Source organism: Thalassotalea sp. SU-HH00458, assembly GCF_040362795.1.
Classification (GTDB): domain Bacteria; phylum Pseudomonadota; class Gammaproteobacteria; order Enterobacterales; family Alteromonadaceae; genus Thalassotalea_H; species Thalassotalea_H castellviae.
The window spans coordinates 167,042-194,024 of the sequence record NZ_BAABWW010000008.1 but is presented as its reverse complement, the minus strand read 5'-3'; the positions used below and the strand labels follow the sequence as shown (position 1 = coordinate 194,024).

The 26,983-nt window shown below is 35.5% G+C and carries 13 protein-coding genes; 5 read left to right on the top strand and 8 right to left on the bottom strand.

From position 1 onward, the window contains the following. Window positions 1–366: 366 nt before the first annotated feature. From ABXH06_RS13685 to ABXH06_RS13675, 3 genes are all read left to right on the top strand, one after another. On the top strand, window positions 367–2,193 hold the full coding sequence (locus tag ABXH06_RS13685) for a S8 family serine peptidase (RefSeq protein WP_353518586.1): 1,827 nt from the start codon (window positions 367–369) through the stop codon (window positions 2,191–2,193). Between the two features lie 270 nt (window positions 2,194–2,463). After that, the gene (locus tag ABXH06_RS13680) at window positions 2,464–4,200 is read left to right on the top strand and encodes a S8 family peptidase (RefSeq protein ID WP_353518585.1); all 1,737 of its coding nucleotides are present in this window, start codon (window positions 2,464–2,466) and stop codon (window positions 4,198–4,200) included. A 53-nt stretch (window positions 4,201–4,253) separates the two neighbouring features. Further along, window positions 4,254–7,415 carry a ligand-binding sensor domain-containing protein gene (locus tag ABXH06_RS13675; RefSeq protein WP_311582548.1) on the top strand — a complete coding sequence of 1,054 codons (3,162 nt, stop codon included), beginning with the start codon at window positions 4,254–4,256 and terminating at the stop codon, window positions 7,413–7,415. Here the strand turns inward: ABXH06_RS13675 and ABXH06_RS13670 are convergent. From ABXH06_RS13670 to ABXH06_RS13650, 5 genes are all read right to left on the bottom strand, one after another. Next, entirely contained in the window at window positions 7,401–10,403 is a 3,003-nt protein-coding gene (locus ABXH06_RS13670) for a hybrid sensor histidine kinase/response regulator transcription factor (RefSeq protein ID WP_353518584.1), read from the bottom strand. The genes ABXH06_RS13675 and ABXH06_RS13670 overlap by 15 nt on opposite strands. A 139-nt stretch (window positions 10,404–10,542) precedes the next feature. After that, entirely contained in the window at window positions 10,543–12,060 is a 1,518-nt protein-coding gene (locus tag ABXH06_RS13665) for an HD domain-containing phosphohydrolase (protein ID WP_353518583.1), read from the bottom strand. Between the two features lie 365 nt (window positions 12,061–12,425). Then, a complete protein-coding gene (locus ABXH06_RS13660) occupies window positions 12,426–15,125 on the bottom strand; it encodes a response regulator (protein WP_353518582.1) in 2,700 nt (899 codons plus the stop codon). Window positions 15,126–15,130: 5 nt separating this feature from the next. Further along, window positions 15,131–15,943: a TonB-dependent receptor domain-containing protein gene (locus ABXH06_RS13655; RefSeq protein WP_353518581.1), complete on the bottom strand. Its 813-nt coding sequence runs from the start codon at window positions 15,941–15,943 to the stop codon at window positions 15,131–15,133. 11 nt (window positions 15,944–15,954) lie between these two features. Beyond that, complete coding sequence (locus ABXH06_RS13650) at window positions 15,955–17,520, bottom strand: TonB-dependent receptor (RefSeq protein ID WP_353518580.1); 1,566 nt, start codon at window positions 17,518–17,520, stop codon at window positions 15,955–15,957. A gap of 268 nt (window positions 17,521–17,788) precedes the next feature. Here ABXH06_RS13650 and ABXH06_RS13645 point away from each other — a divergent pair, with 268 nt between their 5' ends. Next, window positions 17,789–22,009, top strand: a complete 4,221-nt coding sequence (locus tag ABXH06_RS13645) for a response regulator (RefSeq protein WP_353518579.1) — start codon at window positions 17,789–17,791, stop codon at window positions 22,007–22,009. 251 nt (window positions 22,010–22,260) lie between these two features. Here the strand turns inward: ABXH06_RS13645 and ABXH06_RS13640 are convergent, their stop codons facing one another. Together ABXH06_RS13640 and ABXH06_RS13635 are read right to left on the bottom strand one after the other, a co-directional pair. Next, window positions 22,261–23,172, bottom strand: a complete 912-nt coding sequence (locus ABXH06_RS13640) for a PEP-CTERM sorting domain-containing protein (RefSeq protein WP_353518578.1) — start codon at window positions 23,170–23,172, stop codon at window positions 22,261–22,263. A gap of 375 nt (window positions 23,173–23,547) precedes the next feature. Then, window positions 23,548–24,042: a PEP-CTERM sorting domain-containing protein gene (locus tag ABXH06_RS13635; RefSeq protein ID WP_353518577.1), complete on the bottom strand. Its 495-nt coding sequence runs from the start codon at window positions 24,040–24,042 to the stop codon at window positions 23,548–23,550. Window positions 24,043–24,655: 613 nt separating this feature from the next. On the opposite strand from ABXH06_RS13635, the gene ABXH06_RS13630 reads away from it, so the two are divergent. Next, window positions 24,656–26,056, top strand: coding sequence for a DUF92 domain-containing protein (locus ABXH06_RS13630; RefSeq protein WP_353518576.1), 1,401 nt, complete (start codon window positions 24,656–24,658; stop codon window positions 26,054–26,056). A 196-nt stretch (window positions 26,057–26,252) separates the two neighbouring features. On the opposite strand, the gene ABXH06_RS13625 is transcribed toward ABXH06_RS13630, so the two are convergent. Further along, window positions 26,253–26,861, bottom strand: a complete 609-nt coding sequence (locus ABXH06_RS13625) for a PEP-CTERM sorting domain-containing protein (protein WP_353518575.1) — start codon at window positions 26,859–26,861, stop codon at window positions 26,253–26,255. Window positions 26,862–26,983 lie beyond the last annotated feature (122 nt).

The window sequence follows — 26,983 nt, the reverse complement described above, 5'->3', positions numbered from 1 at the left end:
TCCAATGTTTAGGTTATCTAAATGACATTTCCCTATGTAGATAACACGGTAGTTATTATTTGTATGTTGATTTTTCAACCTATTCATCATGGGATTAATTGGTGACTTGAACTAGCAAATTAACGACGTTTTTTATGATTTTTCCGCCAAGTTAAATTTATTTAAAACATGTTAGGTGTTTGATTAGTAATGAATATTGTTGTGCTTGTCGTTTTTGTACGAAAAGCTGTCGCTATTTTGCTAGGGGATCTTTTGTGTTTCGGTAATATCAAGAACACGAACTTCATTAATAACGTTGTTCAATAAAAAATTGAATGGAACTCATTAATAATAAAATTAAAAAAACATCCTCATTCGGAGAGACATATGAAAGTTTCAAAATTTACCGGTTCAGTAGTAGCAATAGCCATTTCAACCGTATTAAGCGCACAAGCGGCTGATGACAGATATATTATTCAAGTCGACAATAGTAAAAAAGGCATCGTTAAAGCGTTAGCAAAACAATTAGGTGGTGATGTTAAAATAGACGGTAACGGATTTCTCGCGGCATCCTTTGCTGGTAAAGATTTAGAAAGTGTCAAAGGTTTACTAAATAACCCACATATTAAGGTGATAGAAGAAGATCATCGTCGTATGCCATTATCTGTTTACAATGACGATACAGGCAACCCCATGACTGGACAAGTTACCCCATATGCGGTTTACCAATCGCAAGCAAATCAAGTTAATTTTAATGCTTCAGCAGGTATGAAAGTTTGTGTTATTGATTCAGGTCTTGACCGCTCAAACCCAGACTTCGTATGGAATAACATTACTGGTGATAATGATTCAGGAACCGGAAACTGGGATGAAAATGGCGGACCACATGGTACACACGTAGCCGGTACTATTGGTGCTGCAGATAATAATGTGGGTGTTGTTGGCATGGCACCTGGTGTTGATATGCACATTGTTAAAGTCTTTAATGCTGATGGTTGGGGCTATTCTTCTGATTTAGCTTATGCTGCCGATAAATGTAGTAATGCCGGCGCTAATATTATTAGTATGAGTTTAGGTGGTGGCGGTGCAAATAGCACTGAAGAAAACGCCTTTAAAGCGTTCACTGAGTCAGGTGGGTTAGTGGTGGCAGCAGCAGGTAATGACGGTAACAATGTTCGTTCATATCCAGCAGGTTATTCATCGGTAATGATGATAGGTGCAAATGATGCTGATAATAATATTGCTGATTTTTCTCAATTTCCAAGCTGTACAGTGACAACAGGTCGCGGCAAGAAAGCAACGACAACTACTGATGAAACAGTGTGTGTTGAAGTCACCGCAGGTGGCGTTGATACATTATCTACTTATCCCGCTGGTGGCGCTACAAGTTCAGCTCTGACAGCAGATGGTATTTTCTTTGCTTCTTCGTCGATGGAAAATTCAGGTTCAGCATCTGGTAATACTTATTTTATGGGAACGGCTGAAAGTATTGATTCTTCTGCCAACGGCAAAGTTTGTGTGATTGACCGCGGTAATATTTCATTTCATGACAAAGTACAAAATTGTGAAAACTCAGGTGGTGTAGGTGCCGTTATTATAAATAATGAAGCAGGAATGTTATACGGTACACTAGGTGATACCAACGCAACAACGATCCCTGCCGTTGGTGGTGCTTTTGAAGATAGAACGGCTTTATTAGCGGCAACTAGTATGGATATTACGATTGGAACCAGTGATTATGGTTTTATGAGTGGTACTTCAATGGCAACGCCTGCAGTATCTGGTGTCGCAGCTCTAGTATGGTCTAATCACAATAACTGTACAGGTACCGATATACGTAATGCATTAAAAGCTACAGCAGAAGATGCTGGTGCTGCTGGTAACGATGTTTATTTTGGTGCCGGAATTGTTAAAGCGGCAGCAGCCGATGCTTATTTAACCGCTAATGGTTGTGGTGATGTTGTAGAACCACCAGTCGGTGACATCGCTTTATCAGCTAACGGCTACCGTTCAAAAGGCAAGAATAAAGTAGATTTATCGTGGAGTGGTGCTTCAACCTCTGATGTTGATATCTATCGTAATGGTAGTTTCTACCGTAATACTGCTAATGATGGCGCCTATACCGATAGTTTCAGAACGTATGGTTCATATACATATAGTGTATGTGATGCAGGTTCTGCTAATTGTTCTGAGAATGTAACAGTAACGTTCTAATTTTTAAACAGTTTACTAATATCTAGCCAAAATTTTGCGGCTAGATATTAGTTTTTGAGCTATAGCTGATTAATTTTTTAAAGTTAAACGTTAGATATTATTGTTTGACAATAAGGGACATTAATAGATATGTTCGGTGTTGTAGTTTAGCTAGACCTAACGATTTATAAATAAAGTATTGATAAAAGAAGTGCTGAAAGTTAGCGCTCAAAAGATACACCCTTATGTTTTAAATCAGTTTTTAAGTTGTAAATAACAAAGGGGAGCCCTATGTTTTACTCTTCATTAAATAAAGTTTCGGTATTTTTACTATTATTATTGATGGTAACCATAGCCACATGGACAGTCACTAAGAAACAATCGAGTAATATTAATCAAAGCCAGTCTTATATAGTTAGCGCAAACGATTTTGCGAAACTGAACAAGATAATTGAAATCAATAACTTTAAAACCACCCACATGTTACCTGTCATTAATGCTGTTGCGGTAAATTTAACTGAGGATGAAGTTTTCGCTTTAAAGCAAGAAAGTTGGTTAAAGGTTTCAATCAATCATCAAGTCAAATTATCTAACAATGGCTGGCGTAAAGGTCAGCGTCGTTGGCAACCTAAAGCGGTCGTTGCCGATTATATTGAAGCTACATCAGCTCATTCAGAACACATTTTTGGTGATGGTATCACCATTGGTATTTTAGATACTGGCATAGAACAATTATCAGGACTCACCAATGATTTATATGGTTATGATAAATTTTGGGGCACGTATGATGCGATAAATAATAGCATCAGTAATTATGGCGGTGAAAGTAGTGGTCATGGTACTCATGTTGCCAGTATCGCGGTAAATAGTGATTATGATATTAACGGTAAAGTTTATGGTGTTGCCCCCAATGCTTCGTTAGTGGGCATAAAAGCATTTGATGATGAAGGAAAAGCCACTTATGCCGACGTTATCAGAGGAATTGATTGGGCGATCCAAGTGAAAGATCAAATAAATCTTCGTGTGTTAAACATGTCTTTTAGTGGTCCTGTTCGCTCTTATTATTGGGATGATCCCCTGAACGTTGCTGTGATGAAAGCTTGGCAAGCCGGTATTGTTGTCGTTGCGTCAGCAGGCAATAAAGGCCCTGAACCTATGTCAGTTGGTGTGCCAGGAAATGTTCCTTACATTATTACCGTAGGGGCAATGACTGATAGTTATACAGAAACCTATTTTGAAGACGATCAGTTAGCTAGTTTTAGCTCTGCAGGCCCAACCGTTGAAAGTTTTATTAAACCTGAGATTGTTGCCCCAGGTGGACATTTATCTGGTTTGATGTCGTTTGATGCTAAAATTGTTAACGATCATCCTGATTTTCATGACGGTGGTCGATATTTCGAAATGTCAGGAACATCACAAGCCGCAGCCGTTATTTCCGGTGTTGTTGCTTTGATGCTTGATAAAGACCCATTATTAACACCAGATGATGTTAAATGTCGAATAATGGCAACCGCGAGGTTAGCAACAGACGCGTCTGGACAACTGGCATATAGCGTATTCCAGCAAGGTGCTGGCGTGGTAAACGTGAAAGATTCACTCAACAGTGTTGCGATAGATTGTGCTAATACGGCTATGAATATCTCAGAAGATATTGCTGGCTCTCAGCATTATTTTGGCCCGGCCAATGTCGATGAGCATGGTAACTTTTTTGTTGAAGGTTTAGGGGATAGATATCAATGGAATATTGCTGATAATTTAGACAGTGATGGCGGTCTTATCTGGAAAAATAATTTAGGCACCGATGGCGGTCTTATCTGGAAAAATAGTTTAGGTACCGATGGTGGCCTTATCTGGAAAAACAGTGTTGGAGTTGACGGTGGCCTTATTTGGAAAAATACGGTTGGTGTAGATGGCGGCCTTATATGGAAGAATAACTTTGAAATAGATGGTGGTCTCATTTGGAAGAACAATGTCGATTTTAACCAAACAGAAGATATTTCTGTCAATCATTGGGTTGAGCAACAATAAAAGTTAAAGAGCCAATATCGTCATATTGGCTTTAATCTTTAAGGTGGTAGTTTTTGAAAAAAACACTTTTTCTATTTTTATTTTCCTTTGTTATTTTTAAATCTATGGCACAAGAGCTCAATTTATTGGGCTCTTTTCCTCTTGATAATCCTCTTTCATATCAGTTTGTTCGTGCTATAGCGCAAGACCAACATGGCTTTATGTGGTTTGGCTCACAAGAGGGCTTACATCGTTTTGATGGCCATAATTTTGTGAGTTATCATCACGATGCCTCAAACCCGACATCATTGGGTTCAGATGTGATTAGCCGTTTATTAGTGGATAGAAAGAATCAATTATGGGTGGCAACTCGAGGCGGGGGGCTAAATCTTTTTGATGAAAAAACAAATAGCTTTAAGTTGTTTACCACTAACTCGGTATCGGCAAAATTAAGTCATGATAATGTCAATGAAATTCTCCAAGATAGCCAAGGAAAAATATGGGTAGGGACTGAAAAAGGCCTAAATATATTAAATAAAGTCGAAGGAAAGTGGCAAAATAAAGTTATTTTACAAGAACTTGGTAATGAAAAAAGTTTATCTAATAATATGATCCACGCGCTGCTTGAAACCAAGCAAGGCACGATTTGGGTAGGCACCAATGGCGGAGGGATTTCCGTTTTCGATCTTCAGGGGCAATTTATCAAAACCATCAAATATGATAATCATCAAGCCATTGCAAAAGATGGAAAACTCATAAATTCTTTGTTTCAGGATAAACAAGGCTATATATGGATAGGTACGGTAGAGCGAGGTTTAATTAGATTCCAGCCTAAATTAGCAGCTTTTAAACAATATAAATTTGAGCCTAATAATGCTTTTTCTCCTCCCAGTAATACTATTGGCGCTATTGAGCAAGATTCTTCAGGTCGATTGTGGATTGCTACCGATAAGGGCTTGTTAATTTATAACCCCATTGACGACAATTTTTGGCGTTTTAATCATTCTGTCACCAATCCATTTAGTTTGAAAAGCGATTATATTTTGACATTCTTTGAAGATAAAGAACAAATGATTTGGATAGGGACGTTTGCTGGGGTAGATAGATGGAACCCTAAAATGACAACGTTTAACCAATACAACGCACAAAAGCATCCAAGTTTAAAAAGTAATAATATCAGTGCGTTCGCACAATCTACAGAACACATTGTTTATTTTAGTACCTATAATGGTGGTTTGTATCAGCTTGATACGCGCACGAACAAAATTGATGCGTTAGCCATTTCTGAAAAATTCGCCAATTATCGAATTATGAGCTTATTGTCAGATAAACAGACCCTTTGGGTTGGCACGCGATCATCAGGGTTATTCAACGTTGATTTAAATGAAAAGTCTATTGTTCGTTTTCAGCATCAAGCAAAAAATCCTCAATCTATTTCTGCTAATAGCATTACTGACATACTTAAAGATCACCAAGGCACTATTTGGGTTTCAACTTATCATAATGGTTTAAATCGCCTGAATGACGACGGATCCTTTACTCGTTATGTGGCGACAAGCCCAGCGTCAAATAAAGGCCCTAGTACCAATCATGTATTACAAATTATAGAAGATAAACAAGGTGTTATTTGGTTAGCAGCCTATGGTGGAGGCATAAATCGATTCGATCCTTTGACTGAAACGTTTATGCATATTCAACATGTCGATGGTGATATAACGAGCCTAAGTAGTGATTTAGCCTGGGTTTTATATTTAGATAGTCATGAAAATTTATGGGTAGGAACACAAGCTGCCGGAATAAATATTTTAAAGAAACAAGAAATAGACTCACAAAGTTTCACGTTCGAACACTTAAACTCAAAAGACGGAATGAAAAGCCAAACGGCTTACGGTATAAATGAAGATAAACAAGGTAATATATGGTTTAGTTCGAATAAAGGCATATCGCAATACTCTCCTAAAGCCAAGCGATTTAAGCACTATGATACCAGTCACGGTTTACGAGATTTGGAATATAATCATGGCGTGGTCTTTGCCAGTTTTGATAAAACTTTGTATTTTGGCAGTGCGAAAGGTTTTATCAGTATTCATCCTGATAGTGTCTCTGAGCAAAGCAAGGCGCCAGTAGTTAAATTAACCAACATATATAATTTAAATCAAGCCATGGTATTCGAGAACGGGTTAAATACCCTCAAAGAGTTAACCTTAGATTATAAAGATCAATTAATTTCATTTGAATATGTTGGATTAAACTATAGTTCGCCAGAGTCAACACGCTATCGCTATCGTTTGCTAGGTTCGGAAAGTGAGTGGATAGATGCAGGAAAGCAACGTCGCGCAACCTATACTAACTTGCCACAAGGTACTTACACGTTACAAATTATTGCCGGTAATAGTGATAATGTATGGAGTGACCCATATGAGTTAACCATTGTAATGCATCCTGCACCTTGGAAAACGTGGTGGGCATATATGATTTATGTGGCGATTATTGCCTTAGCTTTATTAAGTTACTCTCGCTTTTTAAATAGAAAACTTGCGATTGAACAATTACAAAAGTTAGATCTTAAAAAGCAAGTTGAAGAGAAGACTCAGAAATATCTCGCCAAAAATACGGAATTGGAGTTAGTAAATAAAAAATTAGAACAGGCGGCAACGATTGATAAAGTGACGGGAATAAAAAGTAGACGTTATTTAGATATTTATATCGAACAAGCCAGCCAACTGATGAATCAAATCCATCAAAATTTACTGCCTGTGCAGCGCAATATTTTACCGCGTTTATATATATTAATGATTAATATAAATGATATTAACACCGTGAGTAATAGCCAGTTAGTGAATTTCACTGATCTATTACTTTATACCCGTAATCATGATGATCTGCTTATTCGTTGGTCAGATGATACTTTTGCCATTATTGGCTATGAAAAAGAAAATAATGCTGCTGAATTATCAACGCGTTTGGTCAATCGCTTTAACAGTGTATTTGATCAAACAATCTCTTTAAATATCGCGTATTCGTTTTATCCATTTAATCGTGAGCAGCCCGTAGATATTTCTTGGGATCAAATGAGTGTATTAATTGAAAAAGGTTTACGGCTCATAAATCAATACCCTGAATATTCATGGATTGGCTTATATGAGCCTAAAGAGCAACCGTTTGAATTTATAGATATATTGCAAGTTCACACACTTGATGCTCTTAAAGATAAAGTGGTGTTAAAGGTCGGTTGATTCATTCGCACATTTTTGTTGGTATTGTTTAGGGGTGCAATGATACGTTTCTTTAAAACACCGACCGAAGTACGTTTGAGAAGAAAAACCAACATCTAGGGCGATTCGACCTATTTGAGCGCCACTTTTCAGTAATTCTTGTGCTTTTTTTAGCCGGAACTCTTTAATAAAATTATTTGGTGTTGTCCCTAAAATCACTTTGATTTTTCGTTGTAATTGACGCTCACTCATCGCCATATTTTGTGCTAATTGTGTAATACCTAATTCAGGGTTGATATACATTTGTGCGATGGTCATTTCTAATTTTTCTAAAAACACTTCTTCAACTGAGTCAATAACATTATCTTCACTTGTTAATAATGAAGCTTTTTCATGACTAGCGGCTTTTCTTTCAGACGTTTGTATAGCTTTGAATTTGTTTAAGTGACTTTGTTGTAGGTTTTCTCTGTTCTGAATTAAATTGTCAATGCGCACTAATAGCTCTTGTTGATTAAAGGGTTTACTTAAGTAGTCGTCAGCGTGCAAGTTTAAGCCGTGTAGCCGACTATCTAAGTCAGACCGAGCTGTTAATAAAATTACCGGAATGTGGGAGGTGATATCGTTTTCTTTTAATTGTTTTAACACTTCAAAGCCATCAATACCGGTTAACATGATATCGCAAACAATGAGGTCCGGAATATATTCTTGCGCGATAGATAACCCTAATTCGCCACTACTTGCCAGAATACAATGATGTGCTTGTTCAACTACTTGTTTAATATGACTTTGCATGTCAATATTATCTTCAATAATCAGTACAACTTGTTGGTCTTTATCTTGAATATGCTTTTTAGGCTCGTTTTGTTCCACTAAAATTGAAGCAAGTTCTTCTTCAGAAATGCTATAGGGTAGTGCGGCTTCTTTGGTGATTGGTTTAGCCGTTGGGATCGACAAGCTAAACTTACTACCATTATTGTATTCACTGACTAAGTTAATACGCCAATGATGCGCTTTTACTAATTCATTCACTAAAGATAAGCCGATACCTACCCCGAAAATCGCTTGATTTTCTTGATCATCAGCCCGTTGGAAACGATCAAATATTTTATCTTGTGAAGTCTTACTGATGCCAATACCAGTGTCGATTATATCTAATATGATGGTGTCTTTTTCTTGATAAGCGTTCACATTGATTGTCCCGCCGGCTGGTGTATATTTGATGGCATTGGATAACAGGTTAAAAATAATCTTTTCAAAAGCTTGTGCGTCGCATTCAAGCCATAAATCCGCAGGTATATTAATATTAAAAGCTAATTGGCTTTGTTTTGCCAAACGAGTAAATGAATCTCCGGGCATTTGCATTAAAGTCTCAAGACGATAAATCGCTAATGACATTTTAGGGTTGTCATTTAACCGAGACAATTCTAATAGTTGTTCGACCATTCTTACCAACCGTAAACCGTTTCGTTTAGCTGTGGTTAATTCTTGTTGTTCTTGCCGTGATTCAGTGTGTTGTAAGTATCTATCTAAAACCCCGTTAATAATGGTTAAAGGAGTTCTAAATTCATGCGATATGTTAGCAATGAATTTATCTTTTAATTCAAGCGCTTGCTTTTCTGCTAATTTTCTAGCCGTTAAATTGATAAATGTTATAACGATCAAAGGTGACTCTTGTCTGTCCGCCCACTGTAATTCCACTTGAACAGGAAATTCACTCTTATCTGAGCGAATCGCTTTACATTCTAGGGTTAATCCTTGTTCTTTACGTTGTAGCTCATAAACATTGCTATGATAATCGAAAAAATAATGCATTTTATCATCGGGTGAAAATAAGGTACTGACACTTGAATCAATTAAGTCTTGTTCAAGTAATTGAAAAACCTGCACCGCAGATGGGTTAGCGGATAAAATTTTACCTGTTTTAGACACGGTTAAAATAGCATTGTTTGAAGCATTAACAATTGCTTTATTTTCACTGTATATAATCGCTTTATTTAACGATTCGTTCTGTTTTTTCAGTCCGCTTAATTGATGCTTTATATCATGAAGTTGCAGCTTTAATTGTTGGTATGCTTTGCGTTTTTTACGGGATAATAAAGCAACAAATACAACAGCAGATGAAAACCATCCTAAGACTATTACTGACTGCCAATAGTGGTTGGTACGATAAAATAATTGATAATGTTCACCTAATAAGTGTAATGACAATATGCCTAACACCAGTAGTAACATGTACAATTCAGAATTAACTTCATATTGTTGAGAAATAGCGGGATTATTATCGGTTAACGAAATTTTGCTAGCAATGATTAACGTTAAGAAGGGCAATAAAATAAAAACATCATTAAATAGCGAAAAAATACTTTGTTGCTCACGTATTTCAAAAAAATTAAGGAGGTTATCGCTAAATATGATTAAAGCACCACAGAGTAACATGCCATATAAATGTCGCCAGTAAGTCGTCGTTGATTTTGCAAAGCTAATCAATAACCGAAAACCAATTAAGCCGGTAATGAATAGATGAAACATGACCGAAGGCTGGCGACTTTGATACTGTAACTCAGAAAATTCATAAGGGAGTAAAATAAAATAACTGAAACAAACGACAACAAAAAAGATAGCAGGTACACGGCCACCTGAATACTTATTGACTGGAGTTTCTTTAAGGTGAGGGTTTGTTTCTATCGCTAAAAAAATAAAGAAGTAGCTAAATAATGATAAAAAATCTTGAAGCAAATAAAGTGTCGGGAAAACAATAAGAACTATATTGGCCAAACCTCCGCCAAACGTCACCATAAGTAAATATTGCCAAAAGAGTTTGAGCGATTTTGACTGCGTTGAATTTTTTGCAAGGTTAATAGTGATGAGGGCGATAATTTGTAACGAAATTAACGCGCACATTAATAATATATTTTGATACGCTCCAATGCCTTTTAAAAAAATACTATAAGGTAGGAAGGTTAATAAAAATGATAATATTACAACAGGATTTTTATATGCACTTTGCAAATGTATTTCCTAATATTGAATTGGTTTAGTTTTAGTTCGTTCTGTGAACACCTACTCCTTATTTGTTAATACGCAGTATACATTAAATTAACAATTGTGAAATATCATCGTTTTTAGTTCTGCATAGATTAGTTTACACTCATAGATCGTTTTGTTTTTTATCTAAAAATTTTTCGGCAAATGCCAAGTAAACTTTTTCTTCGATAAATACATCATATAAATCAGGATCTAAGTGATCATTCTCTTTCATTCTATCCATAATGGCGATGGTTTGAGAGAGTGTTTTTGGGGGTTTATATGGCCTGTCATTCGCGGTTAGCGCTTCAAAAACATCTGCAATAGCCATAATGCGAGCTGGAATTGACATCTCATTTCGTTTTAAGCCTTTAGGATAACCTGTACCATCCATCTTTTCATGGTGGCCACAAGCATACTCAGGAACATTTTTTAAATGTTTAGGAAACGGTAATGACTCTAACATATCAACCGTGACATCCATATGACCGTTAATGATTTGTCTTTCTCTATTGTTTAATGTACCGCGTTTAGTGATGAGGTTAAGTACTTCATCGTCGGAAAGAATAGGTTGAGTCACGCCATTGATGGTTACTTTATAGTGTTTGGCAATTTGGTAAACTCGGTTGATTTTAGCGTCATCAAAAAATTCACTTCCAGTATTGGCATTTACAATAAAAGCTTTATCATCAGCAAGTTGTTTAAGCTTTCGCAACTTTTCATTGGCATCATATTTTCCATGATGAGAAATATACAATGATGCAACTTCAAAACGGGCAATAATTAGTTCAATGCGATCAAAGACGGTTTCTAATTTTGTCGCTTTATCCATGACATATTCGGGTGTCGCCACTTTACCGCAATCATGTAACCAAGCTGCTACGCTTAGCTCATGAAAGTCGGCATCGCTGAGTGAAAAGTTAGCGAGTGGACCTTTTTTAATTTCATGACAAGCACGGGCAAGTGACATGGTTATTTCTGGTACTCGTCGACAATGTTCTCCCGTATAAGGAGACTTCTTATCGATTGCGTAAGCAATTACGCGTGAAAATGAACCAAAGAGCTCCTCCATTTGGTCGATTAATTGTTTATTGGTTAAAATCACCGCCGCTAATGACGTTAGAGCATGAATGGTACGCTCAATTTTTTTATCAAATGCGATAACGTTATTGTTTGAATCGGCAGCGTTAATCAGCTGTATCACACCGGTTAGATCATTTTCATGGTTGTTCATTGGAAGCGTCAATACCGATTTTGTACGATAACCGGTTCGCTTATCCATTTCTTTTGCTGCCGTGACATCATAATCTTTCACGTGATAGGCATCTTCAATATTAATGATTTTGCCGGTAGTTGCCGCTATGGAAACTAATGCACTTTTATTCGGTTTTTGATATTGATAAATATTAATCGCAGGTATTTCTATTTTATGAGAAGTCGTTCCTCCCCAATGTATATTAAGGCTTTTATTGATAAGGGTATCAAAGACTAATTGTTCTTCATCGTTCACTGAATAAATAGTTCCGCCATCGGCACGTGACAACGCCATCGCACTGAGTAAGATTTGTTCTAATAAAACTTGATGATTTTTTTCTTTTGAAAGGGCTAAACCTATTTCAATAAAGTGTTCAATATTTTCCATTTTTCTCTCTTTTTCATCCCAACTAAAGATGTTTTATCAAGTATAGGTGTAAATTAATGCTTTATTTTTTTAGTTTCTTAAATGATTCAGCTTCATTTTTGCCGTATTTGTTCATGCGGTGACTTATTGATGTAAAAGTTTTTTTAATGCCGCTATCCGATGCGAGAATGACTTTTTAGATGACCATGTCAAAGCATGGGTAAATCCAAGCTAACACTGAAAGTAACAAAAAACAGCGGGGTCTTTCTTACGAAATCTAAATGCGTTATTTTTCTTGTTAAGGTAAAATAATTAAAACTAATAAGAAAGATTATTGATGATAAGATAAGCAATTAGTCTTTGATTAAATTTGCCCTTAAAACACGTTATTTTATTAGGCTAAGGATTGTAGATATTAAACTTTCTTTAATAATAGGTTTAGATTCATGTGCATTCATTCCAACAGCTAAGTAGCTTTTAACATCACTTTCTAAAACATTGGCCGTCAGTGCTATTATTGGTAGCTTTACTAATTTTTTATCTAGACTCGAGCGGATAATTTTAGTGGTTTCAACGCCATCCATAATCGGCATATGAATATCCATTAATATAATGTCAATCTTATTGGGGGCGTTGATAACTTTTATTGCTTCAACACCATTATTCACCATGGTTATATCCGCGCCTTCTGCAGTGAGTATTTTGTTGATAACCAATTGATTTATATTGTTATCTTCAGCAACCAATATATTTATACCTTCCAAGCGTTTTTGTATGATCATTGTTTCTTTTACCGGTGTTTTGTTTTTTAATACCGATATTATTGCTTGATGTAATACTTCTGTTGGACAGGGCTTTTGTAAAACCGTTTTAATAATAGGGAGTGCTTCTCTGGCTTTTTCGATTGAAGAAGTTTCGTAAGCTGACAGGATAATAACTTTAGGTACTACCTTCATATTTAGGGTTAATAATTCTTGAACAAATTCACCTCCATTGGTGTGTGGCATGGTCCAATCAGAAATAATCAATTTAATTTTGTGCTCTGAATTTTGCAGTATATCTAAGCCTTCTTCTGCCGATTGTGCCGTAATAGGAGTCATGTTTATACTTGCTAAATAGTTGCTAATAATATTCAAGGCGATTGGGTTATCATCGACAATTAGCACCTCAACATTTTCATTTATCAATGTTTTGTGTTTTTCAGTTAATTCATGTTCATCAATTAAAATATCGGTATTTAACTGAATCTTTATAAACGCAGTAAAATTACTACCTTTGTCTTTAATACTAGAAACGTTTATGTCGCCACCCATCGCTTGACAAAGTTTTTGGCTTATCGATAACCCTAAACCCGTGCCGCCATATTTTCTAGTGGTTGATGAATCTGCTTGGCTAAATTTGCTAAATAAGGTGGCGATATCTTTTTCATCAATGCCAATACCTGTGTCTTTAACTTGGAATCTAAGAATATAGAAATTATTTTCATCATCTACTTTATTCATAGAAATGATAACTTCTACACGACCATGTTCGGTAAATTTAATTGCATTGGAACACAAGTTCATTAACACTTGGTTGATTCTAAAAATATCTCCCATTAAGTCAGGTGGCGCGTACCCCTCTATAGAAATTGTAAAGTCTATATCTCTGGCTTTGGCTATATCTTTAAATGAGTCGTTTAAATTATCAATAATACTAAAAATTGAAAATGCAGCTATTTCTAAGTCAACTTTGCCAGACTCTACTTTAGAAAAATCTAAAATATCGTTGATAACCGATAATAAGTGTCTACCTGAATAAATAAGTTTCTCAACATATTCCTTTTGATCAACATCGAGTTGAGTTCTATTTAATAGCTCTGTTAAACCAATGACACCATTTAACGGGGTTCTTATTTCATGGCTCATATTGGCGAGAAATTCTGATTTAGCATTGGCAGAAATTTTTGCGGCTTCTACGGCATGTATTAAGCGACGATTCTGTTCAGCTAATTGATTTCGTTGATGATAAATGGCAGACGTTTTACGCTTAACTTCTCGAGTTAAAAGGTTTTGACGAGACAGCAATGAATAGGTAATAAATGAGATAGCAAAAATTAAAATAATGCCAACTATAAAAAGAGGGTTTAGCAAACTATCAATGTCTGCTAATTGCTGATCATTTGGGATAACAATCAATTCGAAATGATTATTGATTAACCTTAGGGTAAATTTAAAATGAACTTTCGGCAGTTCTGTTACTGAAGTAGAAGCAAAGCTGCTCAATGTATTGCTTGGAAAGTGAAATGCGTTTTTATTGCTGTCTATCAAGATATATCTATAATTATCAACAGGATTACTGATTAACTCGTTGATGAAAAAGTCAGAGATTGATTGACTCGAGACAATTAAACCACTGACTTCTGATGAATCATCCGACACTGTATCGATAGAGAAAAAAGGATGAACATATATAATAAAAGGCTCATCTTTTATCGTTGATAAAGGCGGTGAAAAATCAGAAACAATAGATTTTTTTAGTTCTATAGCCGGAAAAATTAAAGGGGATATTGGTGACGACTCTACTATCGAACGACCGAGAAAGTTAGCTATATTTTGTGCTGGGAAAGTATAACTAATAATATTATAAAAGTTATCAGTTGTTGTTGCTTCGCTAAGTTCATTCGGAGCCGAGTAATCAAAGATACTAAACTTTTCATATTCAGGGGTTGGGTTTTGGCGAATATTAGTTAAATAATCATCAATATATGACGCTGGAATATGATGAATCGCACTGATTCTTCGGTTTTTGGGGAAATTTGGGAATACCCGTCGAACGAATTGAGAAAACTCTGAATGACTTACCCACCCTGAAGAGGAATATAAATTAGCAATAGAGGAGACTTGAAAAAAAGAACGCTTTATTTCTGCTTCAATATCTTTGGTTTGTAACTCAGCACGTTGCTGATATTTCTCATATACCGCTTGTTTTTCATTTTTAAGTGAATAGCTATATAAAATAATTAAGCCAGTTAAGCTAATTATTAGCACCGATAATGCGATAAGGGCAGGCTTTTCAAACAGTATTTTTGTTTTAAAAGTTAGCATTAGAATTAAAAAGTCCTTTTAAATGTTAAGCCAATTTCTCTAGGATCACCTTGGGCACATAATCTAGCGGTTTCGGTTGATGTTCCTGGCGCTATTGCTCGCTCAGTACAATATTTTTCATCAGATGCATTTTTTAACCACAGTGATAATTGGAATTCTCTTTCTTTGCCAAAAAAATAAATACTATTTAATGTAAGTAAACCTACCATATCTTCTGAAAAATTATCAAGCCAAATAGAACTTTGTGTACCAGCAAGTTGATGAGGGTGCTTATCTAAAAAGTTATAATACATACTTAATTCTAGTTCACTGTGGGTAAATTCAATATTTTTAATGGCAGAAATGCTGTAGCTAAATTCAGGGGCATTGGTGAGTTGATTACCTGAAACAACTTGGTTTTGAAATCCTTCAACGATCAGGGGGGAGATCCCCGATGTGTCTAATTGCCCATTAGTTACTTTGGTTGATAACCAGGCAGTACTGAGGTTGAAACGAAGGGTCGAGGAAGCCTGCCAAGATAATTCAAGCTCTGCACCGGTTGACTCGGCAGAGGGTAAATTGACAAGAGAGGCAAATAAGTTAGCCGGATTGCCAGGGTTATAAACTAAAAAGAATTGATAATCACGCCATGTGTTTTTGAAAATAGCGCCATTTAATCTTAAGGCACTATTCGGGAATTCAGATTTAAAACCGATTTCAGTGGTGACTAAACTTTCCGGTTTAACGGTTTTGCTGAGTAATGATTTATACGCAGTAACAGTGGGGTTTGAGTTAACGCCGCCCATTTTAAAGCCTCTTGATAATGAACTATAGAGCATCAAATTTTCATTTAAGTGATAATCCAATGATATTTTCCCCCCCATTCATTAAAAGTTTCATCTATTTGTTCTGATGCCGGAAAACCTCCATTGGCGGTGATATATTGTGTTGCTCGCTGAAAGCCCATAAAATCTGAAAAACGATCAAAATCATTATTTCCTATACTGTACCAACCCAAACTGCCGAGTGGAAATTCTTGTCCGGGCAAGTCCATCATCATACCCGCAGCATGAACGGTTGGCTTAAGATGTTGAGTAGTCCAACGATAACCAGAAGTTAAATTTAGGTTTTCAGTGATGGGGTAGGTCAATTGCCCATAGGTTGAAAAGGTGCGACTTTTATGGTCAATCCATGCTCCTCTATCGAACATTGGGCCGATACCTTCATCCGCTATGCTGTCATCAGGTCTACCTGGGCCTGCGGGATCAATTAATGCCGCTTGAAATATATTTCCGTATTCTATGTTATAAAGTAGACCGAAAACCCAATGGATATCGTTATTGAGTGCCGATTGCCATTGCAGCTCTTGGGACAACGTTTCAGTATCAGTTGAGTTATAAATATTAGATTGATAAACACTGGATTGAAGTTGTTGGCCTCCCCAATCATCCATACGTTGAGAGACGACATTTTCGAAAGATGAAATGGCATTAAAAATAAAAGTATCGCTGTGCGAAGTAAACTTTAAAAACCCGCCGTATGCATCGATATCATTTGGAGGATTGATCAATGAAGAATAATTCTTTGACAGGTCTTGGCTATCAATATCTATGATTGATTGACTATCCTGAGGACTCATTGCTGTTTTAATTTCAGCAACTTGATCTTGCTGACCGCCATAGAGACTAAATGATAATTGCTGGTTGTCGTCAATGATGTATAACAACTTCATTCGAGCCCCAAAACGATTAATATCATTATACTCTGAAGTATTGTTGGGGATGTTACTTGAAACTGTGCCATCTCTTTTGTGTGAGTATGCTGAGAGCCTGATACCAGCTTTATCAGTGAGAGGAAAACTAATCGCTCCCTCAGCTTTAATAAGGTTAAAGTTTCCTAAACTTAATTCCCCAAAGCCTGAAGTGTCACCTTCATTATTTGCGTCATTTGTGAAAAAATTAATCGCACCTCCGGTGGTGTTCTTGCCAAATAATGTATTTTGTGGTCCTTTTAAAACTTCCACTCTCTGTAAATCAAATAGCGCAAAATTGGCGAGAACCGGGCTGTGAATTGCAACATCATCAACATATAGACCAACTGCAGGTACTGACGATAAGTTAAAACCGTCCATGCCGACACCTCGAATAAAGAAATTACTGATGCCACTTATAGATCTGGTCGCATTAACATTGGGAATTAATGTTGTTACTTCACTAGCATGTCCTATTTTTGCAGATGATAACGTTTGCGAAGAAATCGCGGCAATTGAAAACGGTACATCTTGCACCGATTGCACACGTTTTTGCGCCGTTACCTCAATAACTTCAATAGGGTCAACAGCTTCTGAGTAAACCGTCAGTGGCAAAAAATAAATAAAAAAGATAAAGCAAGATAAAATATTAAATTTTTTAAGCATAAGATTTCTATTTTGTAGTGACAATTTCCAGTATATTCTAGTTTGATTTTTAAACCAGTTTTTCTGCTTAATTATTAATATAATTGATAATTTTATTATTTTAAACTTATTTTTTATGCCGTTATTTCTTCTATTGAATCTTAGTGTTTTTAAGCATAACGATTAAGATATTATGATTTTGAAAGGGATAACATAGCTATTATTTATGAAATGCTCTAGAGTAACCTTTGAATTTCATTTTCTCTTTTATTAAATAGAATCAGTTAAAATGTCTATGATTTCTAAATCTTTTTTTAATCGCTTTATTTATTTCTTTTGTTTTTCTTTGGTGATTAACGTATCTGCAAACAGCACAGAGCAATTATCGGCTCTTAAAAATGACTACGCTATTGAAAAACTTACCGCGGAGGATGGTTTTGTTTCTTCAGAAGTCTATTCCATCATTCAAGATCATCAGGGTTTTTTATGGTTTGGTACTGCAGAAAACGGTGTGATGCGTTATGACGGTCGTAAAGTAACCTTATTTGAATTTGATAGCACAAGTACCAACAGTTTATCGCATAATGATGCTGGTAATCTCATGTTAGATCACCAAGGTCAAATATGGATTGGAACATGGGGGGGCGGGGCGAATCGTTATGATCCTAAAGTTGGACGCTTTGAAAACTTCCTTCATAACCCGAAACGCCTAGACTCAATTTCTTCTGGGAGAATTCAAACCTTATTTCATGATCAACAAGGCCATATCTGGTTAGGAACCTATGATAAAGGCTTGAATAAATATCTAGGAAATGACCGTTTTGAGCGTATTGAAAAAAGTTTAGGGGATAAAACTAGCTTATCTCACAACCGCATCTGGGATATTGAAGATAATGATAAAGATAGTCTCTGGATTGCAACAAGTTTTGGGTTAAATTTATTTGATAAAACGACCTCTAAATTTGAACATTTCTTACCTGAGCCAAATAATTATTCACCAACAGGTGGCAACGAAATTCGCAATATTTTGAAAACTACTAATAATGAACTTTATGTCGGCACGCAAAAAGGGCCTTATTATTTTGATGATAAAAGCAAAACTTTTACTCACTTAATAAATAAACAAGGTGCAATACTTGAGCAAGTAAACTCAATGATTGAAGCTCAAGATGGCAATATCTGGTTTGTAACAAGTAAAGGTTTGTATCGCAAGTCGAAGTCAGCTGATGTCGTTGAGCGATTTGATTTAGATAATAATAGCGGCTTACGAATTGTTTTCGAAGATAACAATAAAACACTTTGGGTGACGAATGAAACACAGGGTATTTACAAGCTTGTTCCGCACCGTCAATTTAGACCGATTAATAGCCCAGAATTACGGCCTCCTAACGGCATTACCACAGACTCTAATGGCGACTTGTTGATTGTTTCATCAACCTCGCAATTATATAAGTGGCACATCGATGAGAAAAAATTAGAAAAATTAACGGAGACAATTTTTAGTGAAGAAAATGGTTATCAAGGCAATAGATTATTAGAAAAACCAATTGTATTTCAAGATGTTAATAATCGAGTTTGGATTGCACAAGATGAAGGGTTAGCTTCATATAATTTGGTCACTAAAACACTTAAGTTTATAAACTACCCAACGAGTGCTGCGGGTTATAAAGAGTTTAGAGAGTTACGAGCTTTAAACATGGATAAATATGGCCTCCTTTGGATTGGAACCTATAAAAATGGGGTTTATCAATACAATCCTGCGACGGAACATTTTATTCATATGGATGAAAAGTTTGGATTATCTCATCCTGAAGTATTCGAGATATTTAAAGATAACCATCAACAGATATGGGTCGGCACTGGTGATGGAGTCAACCTTTGGGATGATGAAACAAAACGGTTTATCACTTTCAAAGAAGAGAAAAATAAAGCAGGCAGCTTATTAGGCAGTATTATCCAAGATATACATCAAAGTAAGAACAATGACATTTGGATTGCTACGCAAGCAGGTCTTAATTTATTTGAGCCACAAACAAACAGCTTTAAGCATTTTGATCGTAAAAATGGGCTTCCTACTTCATTGATTCGCGCGGTTACTGATGACGACAATGGCACTTTATGGCTTACCACTAATAAAGGTATTTCAAAACTCGACCCTTCTTCTGGTCACGTCACTAATTATGATAGTCATAACGGCGTAATGGGGTCGAATTATTATCCAAACAGTTTAATAAGTGGCAAAGATCAAACCTTATTTACCAGTAGTCAAAGAGGCATAGAATACTTTAAAACCACAAACATTGAGTCAGAAAAGAGTGATTTTAATGTCGTATTAACCGGGTTTAATAAAATGGGGCAAGCGTTTCAACTTGATTCGCCTTATGCGTATGTTACCGATATTGCTTTATCTTATCGAGATTACTTTTTCTCTTTCGAATTTTCTGCATTAGATTTTATTTCTCCGTTTAAAAACCAATATGCGTATAAGTTGGAAGGTTATGATGATAACTGGATAAATATTGGTAATAGAAACATTGCCTCATTTACCAATTTAGATGGTGGTTCATATCGATTATTAGTGAAAGCTGCCAATAAAAACGGAATATGGAGCGACAAAATTTTAACCATCAACTTGGTCGTTTCTCAACCCCCTTGGCAAACTTGGTGGGCATATTTGATTTATTTTACTTTTGCTCTATTTATTATCTTTTCAATAATTTATGTACGTACTCGACTTCAACGAGCGGAAATATCAAGACAAAAAGAGTTTGTGGTTAAACTTGAAGAACAAGTGACACAAAAAACAGCGACGTTAAAAACGCAAGCTCAAGACTTAACTGAAGCCCTTGAAAAAGCCGAAGAAGCAACCCAGCTTAAATCAGAATTTTTAGCCAATATGAGCCATGAGATCAGAACACCAATGAACGGTGTGTTAGGCATGCTGGGGTTATTAAAGAATAGTCGTTTAACGGCAGAGCAAGCGCATCGCTTGAATATTGCTTATTCAAGCGCTAACTCATTATTAGCTTTAATTAATGACATACTTGATTTTTCAAAAATTGAAGCAGGGAAATTAGAATTAGAACTGATTGAGTTTAATGTTCATAACTTATTAGGCAAGCTTGCTGAGTCAATAACAATGTCAGCAAAGCATAAAGATATTGAAATAATACTCGATCTAACTCACGTAAAATTTACCTCGATAAAGTCTGATCCAAATAGAATCAGGCAAATAATTACCAATCTATTGAGTAATGCCGTTAAATTCACCGAACAAGGGGAAATTCTGATCACCGCGAAATTAACGCCGACAACGATCGCTAATGAATTACGATTTAGTTGTAAAATTACTGATACTGGTATTGGTATTGCTGAGGAACATATTCCCTTATTATTTGGCGCTTTTAGTCAAGCTGATGCCTCGACGACCAGAAAATATGGTGGAACAGGATTAGGCTTAAGTATCACGAAAGAGCTTTGTAAATTACTTAACGGCGATGTAACCGTAACAAGCGAGGTAGGTAGAGGAAGTTGTTTTGAAATATCTTGTATAGTGGAAAAAAGCAAAACGTCTCAATTAGTTGCGCCAAAGCTTGAAACGTCAATGATTGATGTTTTGATTGTCGACGATAACTCAACGATACGAGATGTCTTAAAGCGACAACTTCAATGTTGGGGAGTTAAGGTTAGTGTCGCGAACTCGGCTGAAGAAGCTTTGAGTTTATGCGAGAGTCGATGGTCAACTTCTAGCGTGAAAAACTTTGATTTAGCATTGCTTGATTTGCATATGCCTAATGTCAATGGAGAAGTATTAGCGCAACGAATCAGGGAAACGAAACATTACCAAACCATGAAGTTAGTAATGATGACTTCGATGAATCAACAAATTGATTCTGATCACTATGATGAATTAGGCATTAGTGCTTATTTTCCTAAACCAATCACCACACATGAGTTATTGAAGGCTTTAAATGTTTTAATAAATGAGGAAAAGCCGTTAGTTGAAACAGAAAACACCGAAAAAATTGTACCTTCACTTGAATCTTCAAGTGAAAATAGTTTAGCGGGTGACTTATCTTTTTCAGATGAAAATATTAATCCGAGTGAAAACTGGCCACCAGAAACCAATATATTGCTAGTTGAAGATAATCGAATCAATCAAATGGTGGCGTTAAGTGTTATTAAAAATATTGGCTTAACTGCCGATGTAGCAATAAACGGTATCGAGGCATTACAGCGAATTCAGGCAGCTACGGATGAAAAGCCATATACTATTATCATTATGGATTGTCAGATGCCGGAAATGGATGGTTATGAAACAACACGAAGATTAAGGGCAGGTGAAGCTGGTATTAGAAATATTTCGTTGCCAATTATTGCCATGACCGCTAATGCTATGGAAGGTGATAAACAAAAATGCTTAGATGCGGGTATGGATGATTATCTTACCAAACCTATAGAGCCTAAAAATGTTCATGAAAAATTAAGTTATTGGATCAACAAAAAATAATTTATTTTAGCGTTTTATCGTTCAAGTTAAAGTTGAGCTGATCTTTAGTAAAAGCTCACTTCTTATGTCTTATTAATCAGCAAGATTGGTTCATTCTAGCGTTGATTATTTGTGTCATTTACAAGTAACAGAATAATGAAAAAATCGATAGGCTTTGATACTTCATTATAAAAAACTAGACATTATTGCTGTAGAAAGGCGAAAAAAGCTAGGCAAAAGCCTAGCTCATTGAAATATCATTCATTCTTTGATTAATGATTCACTTTTCTTCTGTTTAACATCAAGCCAAATAAACCTAGGCCAGCAAGTAAAATAGTTGAAGGTTCAGGAACTTGAGCCGGATCTCTAGCCCAAACATTGATATGTAATGGCTGTGCATCGTTACCAAAGGTTGGGAAATCATTCATATTAAAGCTACCGCTTAACATATAAGGCGTATTAAAGTTTAAATCAGCATTATTCTCTGCAGCAAAGATATCTTTAAAATTAAAATCATAAACAGCAAAACGAGTTAATGAATTGATTGAAAAAGCAAGATGATCAAAGGTCGCCTTTCCTAATAAACTTTGCACGTCATCGATAATGCCTAGTTCGGTGGTTAGTTTCCAATACCCTGAATTATCGGCACAGTTATATCCGGAGACAAAACTAGCAAAATACTCTTTACAACCAAATGATAGAGTTAACAATTCATTTACTTGAAAGGTAATTTCTTCATGAGTACCAACTTCGTCATAGCTGGTTGTAAAACCAGTGCTCCATTTTTTCCAAGTATCACCTAAATGAATCCAACCTGGATCTGTTGCGTTACCGTCACCGTCTAAATCTTGTAAATCTTCTGGTCCATCGAGAAATTCATTACCCGTTAAAACACCCCACTGGCCGTTTAAAAAACCATCACCTAATTCACCAATATTATTGTCAGTATAGGCACCACCACCAATAATATCTTGACCCCAATACGTACCAATACAGCTAGTAGCATCATGCCCACTAGATAATAAATTGGTATTAGTATTATCCCCAACTACAGAAACATGATCTAGTGTAACGCTGTCTGTTGTACACTCGCCAGCTGACACTAATGTTGCTGAGGCATTAGTTGAGATAAATGCAGCAGAGCACATAAGCACTGCCATTAATTGTTTTAAACCCTTCTTCATAATCATTCCTTTATCTTGTTTAAAATTGCACAATAGAGCAATATCGTTAAAGCAAAATCAAGGCCATTAATTAAGTTATTGAAAATCAGTGGTTTTTATTGATGATGTATTGATGCTGTAAAAAAATTTGACAAATATTATCACTCAATTCTTTAACTAGTTGTTGGAAAATATAATAAAAGTTAAAGGTCGAAAATGAACGATTCGTTGAGAATCAAACTATTATAATAGGCAGATGATGTTTTGTTTATCACTGTTTAAAACTAGTTAAGGCTAGTAAAAACAGCTCGCGTTTAAAAAACAAACAAAAAAAACATCAATGATTTTGAAAGTCATTGATGCTCTTATTAATTGATTATTTTATTAAAATTTCAATTATTTTTTGATTTTTCTAGAAGCTAAACCAATGATACCTAATGCAAAGATAGCGAGTGTTGACGGCTCTGGCACTTGAGTATTGTCTTGAAGAAAAACATAGTTAATAAAATTTCCTGAACCACCATTGTCTCTAACATATGCTGAAGCGTCATCGCCAGATCTCCAACCAGAAGCGCCATATCCATCATCATTTGAATCTAAGCGATAACTTTGAATAAAATCACTCACACCATTACCAACAACATCATACCAAGCTGATTGACTGATGTTATTTATGTCTGTGCCATTGATTGAAATAAGATAGTTTCCATTAACCGGGCTGCCAAAAATTTCTTCAGCGGCTTCTATAGCACTATAAACCTCTGGGTTTGTCGTCCAAGCAGGACCGTCATAGAGATTATATGAACCAATATAAATAATCCCAGCCATTGCCGTGTTACTAAGCATTAAAACTACAGCTACTAAAGCAGCTTTTAATAATTTAACATTCATCGTTTTTCCTCGATAAAACAATCATCAACATAATGATTATAAGTTTATACTTCTATTAAGCAATAATCGAACCTTTTTGTTAACTTGTTGATAATAGTGAGTTTTATTTTGTTGTGTGAAAGGTGTAAGTATATTTTCGCAAAAAAGTGTAAAAAAACGTGACAAAATAAATGCAAGTAAACCAAGATTGGTTGCATGATAGCTTAATCTTATTTACCACCACTAATCTGCTATACGGTGTTTTTAGACAAGGAATTTTTATACGATGAGTACGGAATTATATTTTAAACTCTCTTTTTAATTAGATTGAAAAATTCGGGTAAACTACTATTGTATTAGCGGTTTACTCTTAGGGAAAACACTTAAAGAAGTAAATGTTATTCATCGTTTTAATTCAATCAATATTTGAAAAATATTAACTTAATAATATTTGCAGAAAAATCTATATAAATTAGCAAAATAGCTAAAAATGACAGATACTTAACTTACACTAAAGGTAATTTCTTAGGCATTGTTATACTTATAACATGCTGAATTAGATTCACTATTTTTAGTATATGATGAAGCATTAATGAAAAAGAGTAACTAAAACCTAAAGGAGTATATAACCACGTTGAAAAAAACATCATTATTACAAGATGAAAACTTATCATTTAAATTAAGCTATCAGCTGTTACCTCAAGAACATCAATGTTTAGATCTTTACTTTTCAATACCCGATGAAATGGGGATTAGCGCCAGCACATTAACAGAAGAAAGTTACTTTTATAGTAGTATTAAAGCGCACAGTGCTTATTACTCAGATCAAATTCATTTGCCTTTAGTACGCAGCCGCTTTATCAGTAAACAAAAAGGTGAGCAAAGTGATTATCGCAGTAATTTAAATTTATTTTCATATCAATTAAGGATGGCATTAGATACAGATCTAAAACAGACCTTACAAAATAAATCAACTGAAGACTTCTATCAAAGCGCCATAGAATTAGCAGAGCAAACTCAATCGTTATTGAAGAAGCTACGAAGGTATACACCTGCTGATCCGAAACTTAGTTCGTATTTTGACAATGTTGATAATTATTTAAGTTGGTATGTTGAGCAGTCATTTTTAAATTTATTGGCAAATGGCCCCAAAAGCAGTGAGAAATCTAAAGAGCGTGAAAGCTTATTTGAATTATGTCGACAAGAAAACGCATACCGGATTGAGCATGAATATAATTCACAAGTCACGATGGACGATCCAAATCGGATTACCAATAAAATGCGTTTATTACAACGTTTAAGCGAGTATGGCGTTGTTTTTCAGAAGAAAACTTATCACCTCAACACTAATTTAAAACGTGTTGTTCGCGGAACGGTTACTGCAATAATTATGGCATTTGTTATGACTATTATTTTGAATGCTCGTTCGGCATTTACTGAGGTGTCGGTTGTGTTAATTGCTTTACTGGGGTTTATTTACGGATTAAGGGAAACCTTTAAAGAGGACATAACTCGTATTATTTGGCGTAAAATACAACAAGGGCGAGCAAAATGGCAGCATATATTCAGTAATAGCGTTAGCCAAAGCAAAGTGTGCTCGCAAACAATATGGCTTGAATATATTAGTAAAAAGCATTTACCTAAAAAGGTTTTACAACAGTTACAAAAACGACGTCAGCAAAATAAACAATCTGCCCAACTGTTGCATTTTCGTTGCGTGTCAAAAGTTTTATCAAAAGAGTTTTTGCCTGGCTACGACGAAATACAGAATCAAATATTATTTAATTTGACCCCATTTGTACGGTATCTTAAAAAAGGTGAAGGACGACTATATTCACTTGACGGCAGTAAAATTTCGAATCAAGGGGTTGAGCGCCGATATCAAATGACTTTGGTTTTAGTGCAAAGTAATAAGAAAAATGAAGAATATATACAGCGTTTTAAAATAACGATAAACCGTTCCAAAATTATTAATATTGAACCGATGAAAGCAATTCAAAATTTTGAGGTGAAAACAGAAAATTTAAACAGTTAAGCTTGGTCACGAATTCAGCAACTGCTTAATTGGTATTGCTTTTAAAGGCATAGACAAAGATATTTTAAGTGCTATTTCAACCGAATAAATTCATGTGTGGTAAATTTCAAACAAAAATAAGCACCATTACTTTACAAGACAATGGTGCTTTATAGTTTGTTTAGTTTAAACAGTTTATTTAGTTAAATCAGATAGCTTACTGTTTCTTTAATTTTCTTGATGTTAACCCTATAATACCTAATGCAAAAATAGCAAGAGTTGAGGGCTCTGGTACATCTCTGGTAACGGTATTCACTCTTAAATTTGGGTGTAAAAAGTTACTAAAACCAAATTCAGCTTCATAACCATCGATTAATTTAAACTTGCCATCAATGCTTGCTGGTAGTGAGCTATCATTATAATAAGTTAGAGTACTAGCCCACGTTTTATTTACTGAAACAGGGCGCCATTCAAATGCATAAAAATTACCGATAGTAAAGGTAAAATCAATTGCAATATCGTTCCAACCTAAGCTTGTTGTACCAAAAGTTTGCGCGCTAGAGGCAAGAAGATTATTCAATTGATGCCCATTTGTGCTACTCCAGATAACTATTTCAAAATCTTGAGCGTTTAGTGCCGCTTCAATACCTACTGATGAAATACTAAAAGTGCTTAGTGCTTCAAATGAAATTCCTCGAGATTCACCAACACCGCCAAGGGCTCCATAATAATCACCTGAATTAAGCGTAATTAATCCTGCATTGGCAAAGCTACTGATAGCGAATAGTGAACTGATTAGTAACGTTTTAAACATTTTTATATTCACGGGACTTCCTTTATTGGGCATTTTTTAAATTTTATTAATTTTACTAATGTCTAAGCAATATAAATGCCAGATAAAGAACCCGTTAACAATCAATAGCTTGAGCTTGTTTGGTTCGGGGTAGC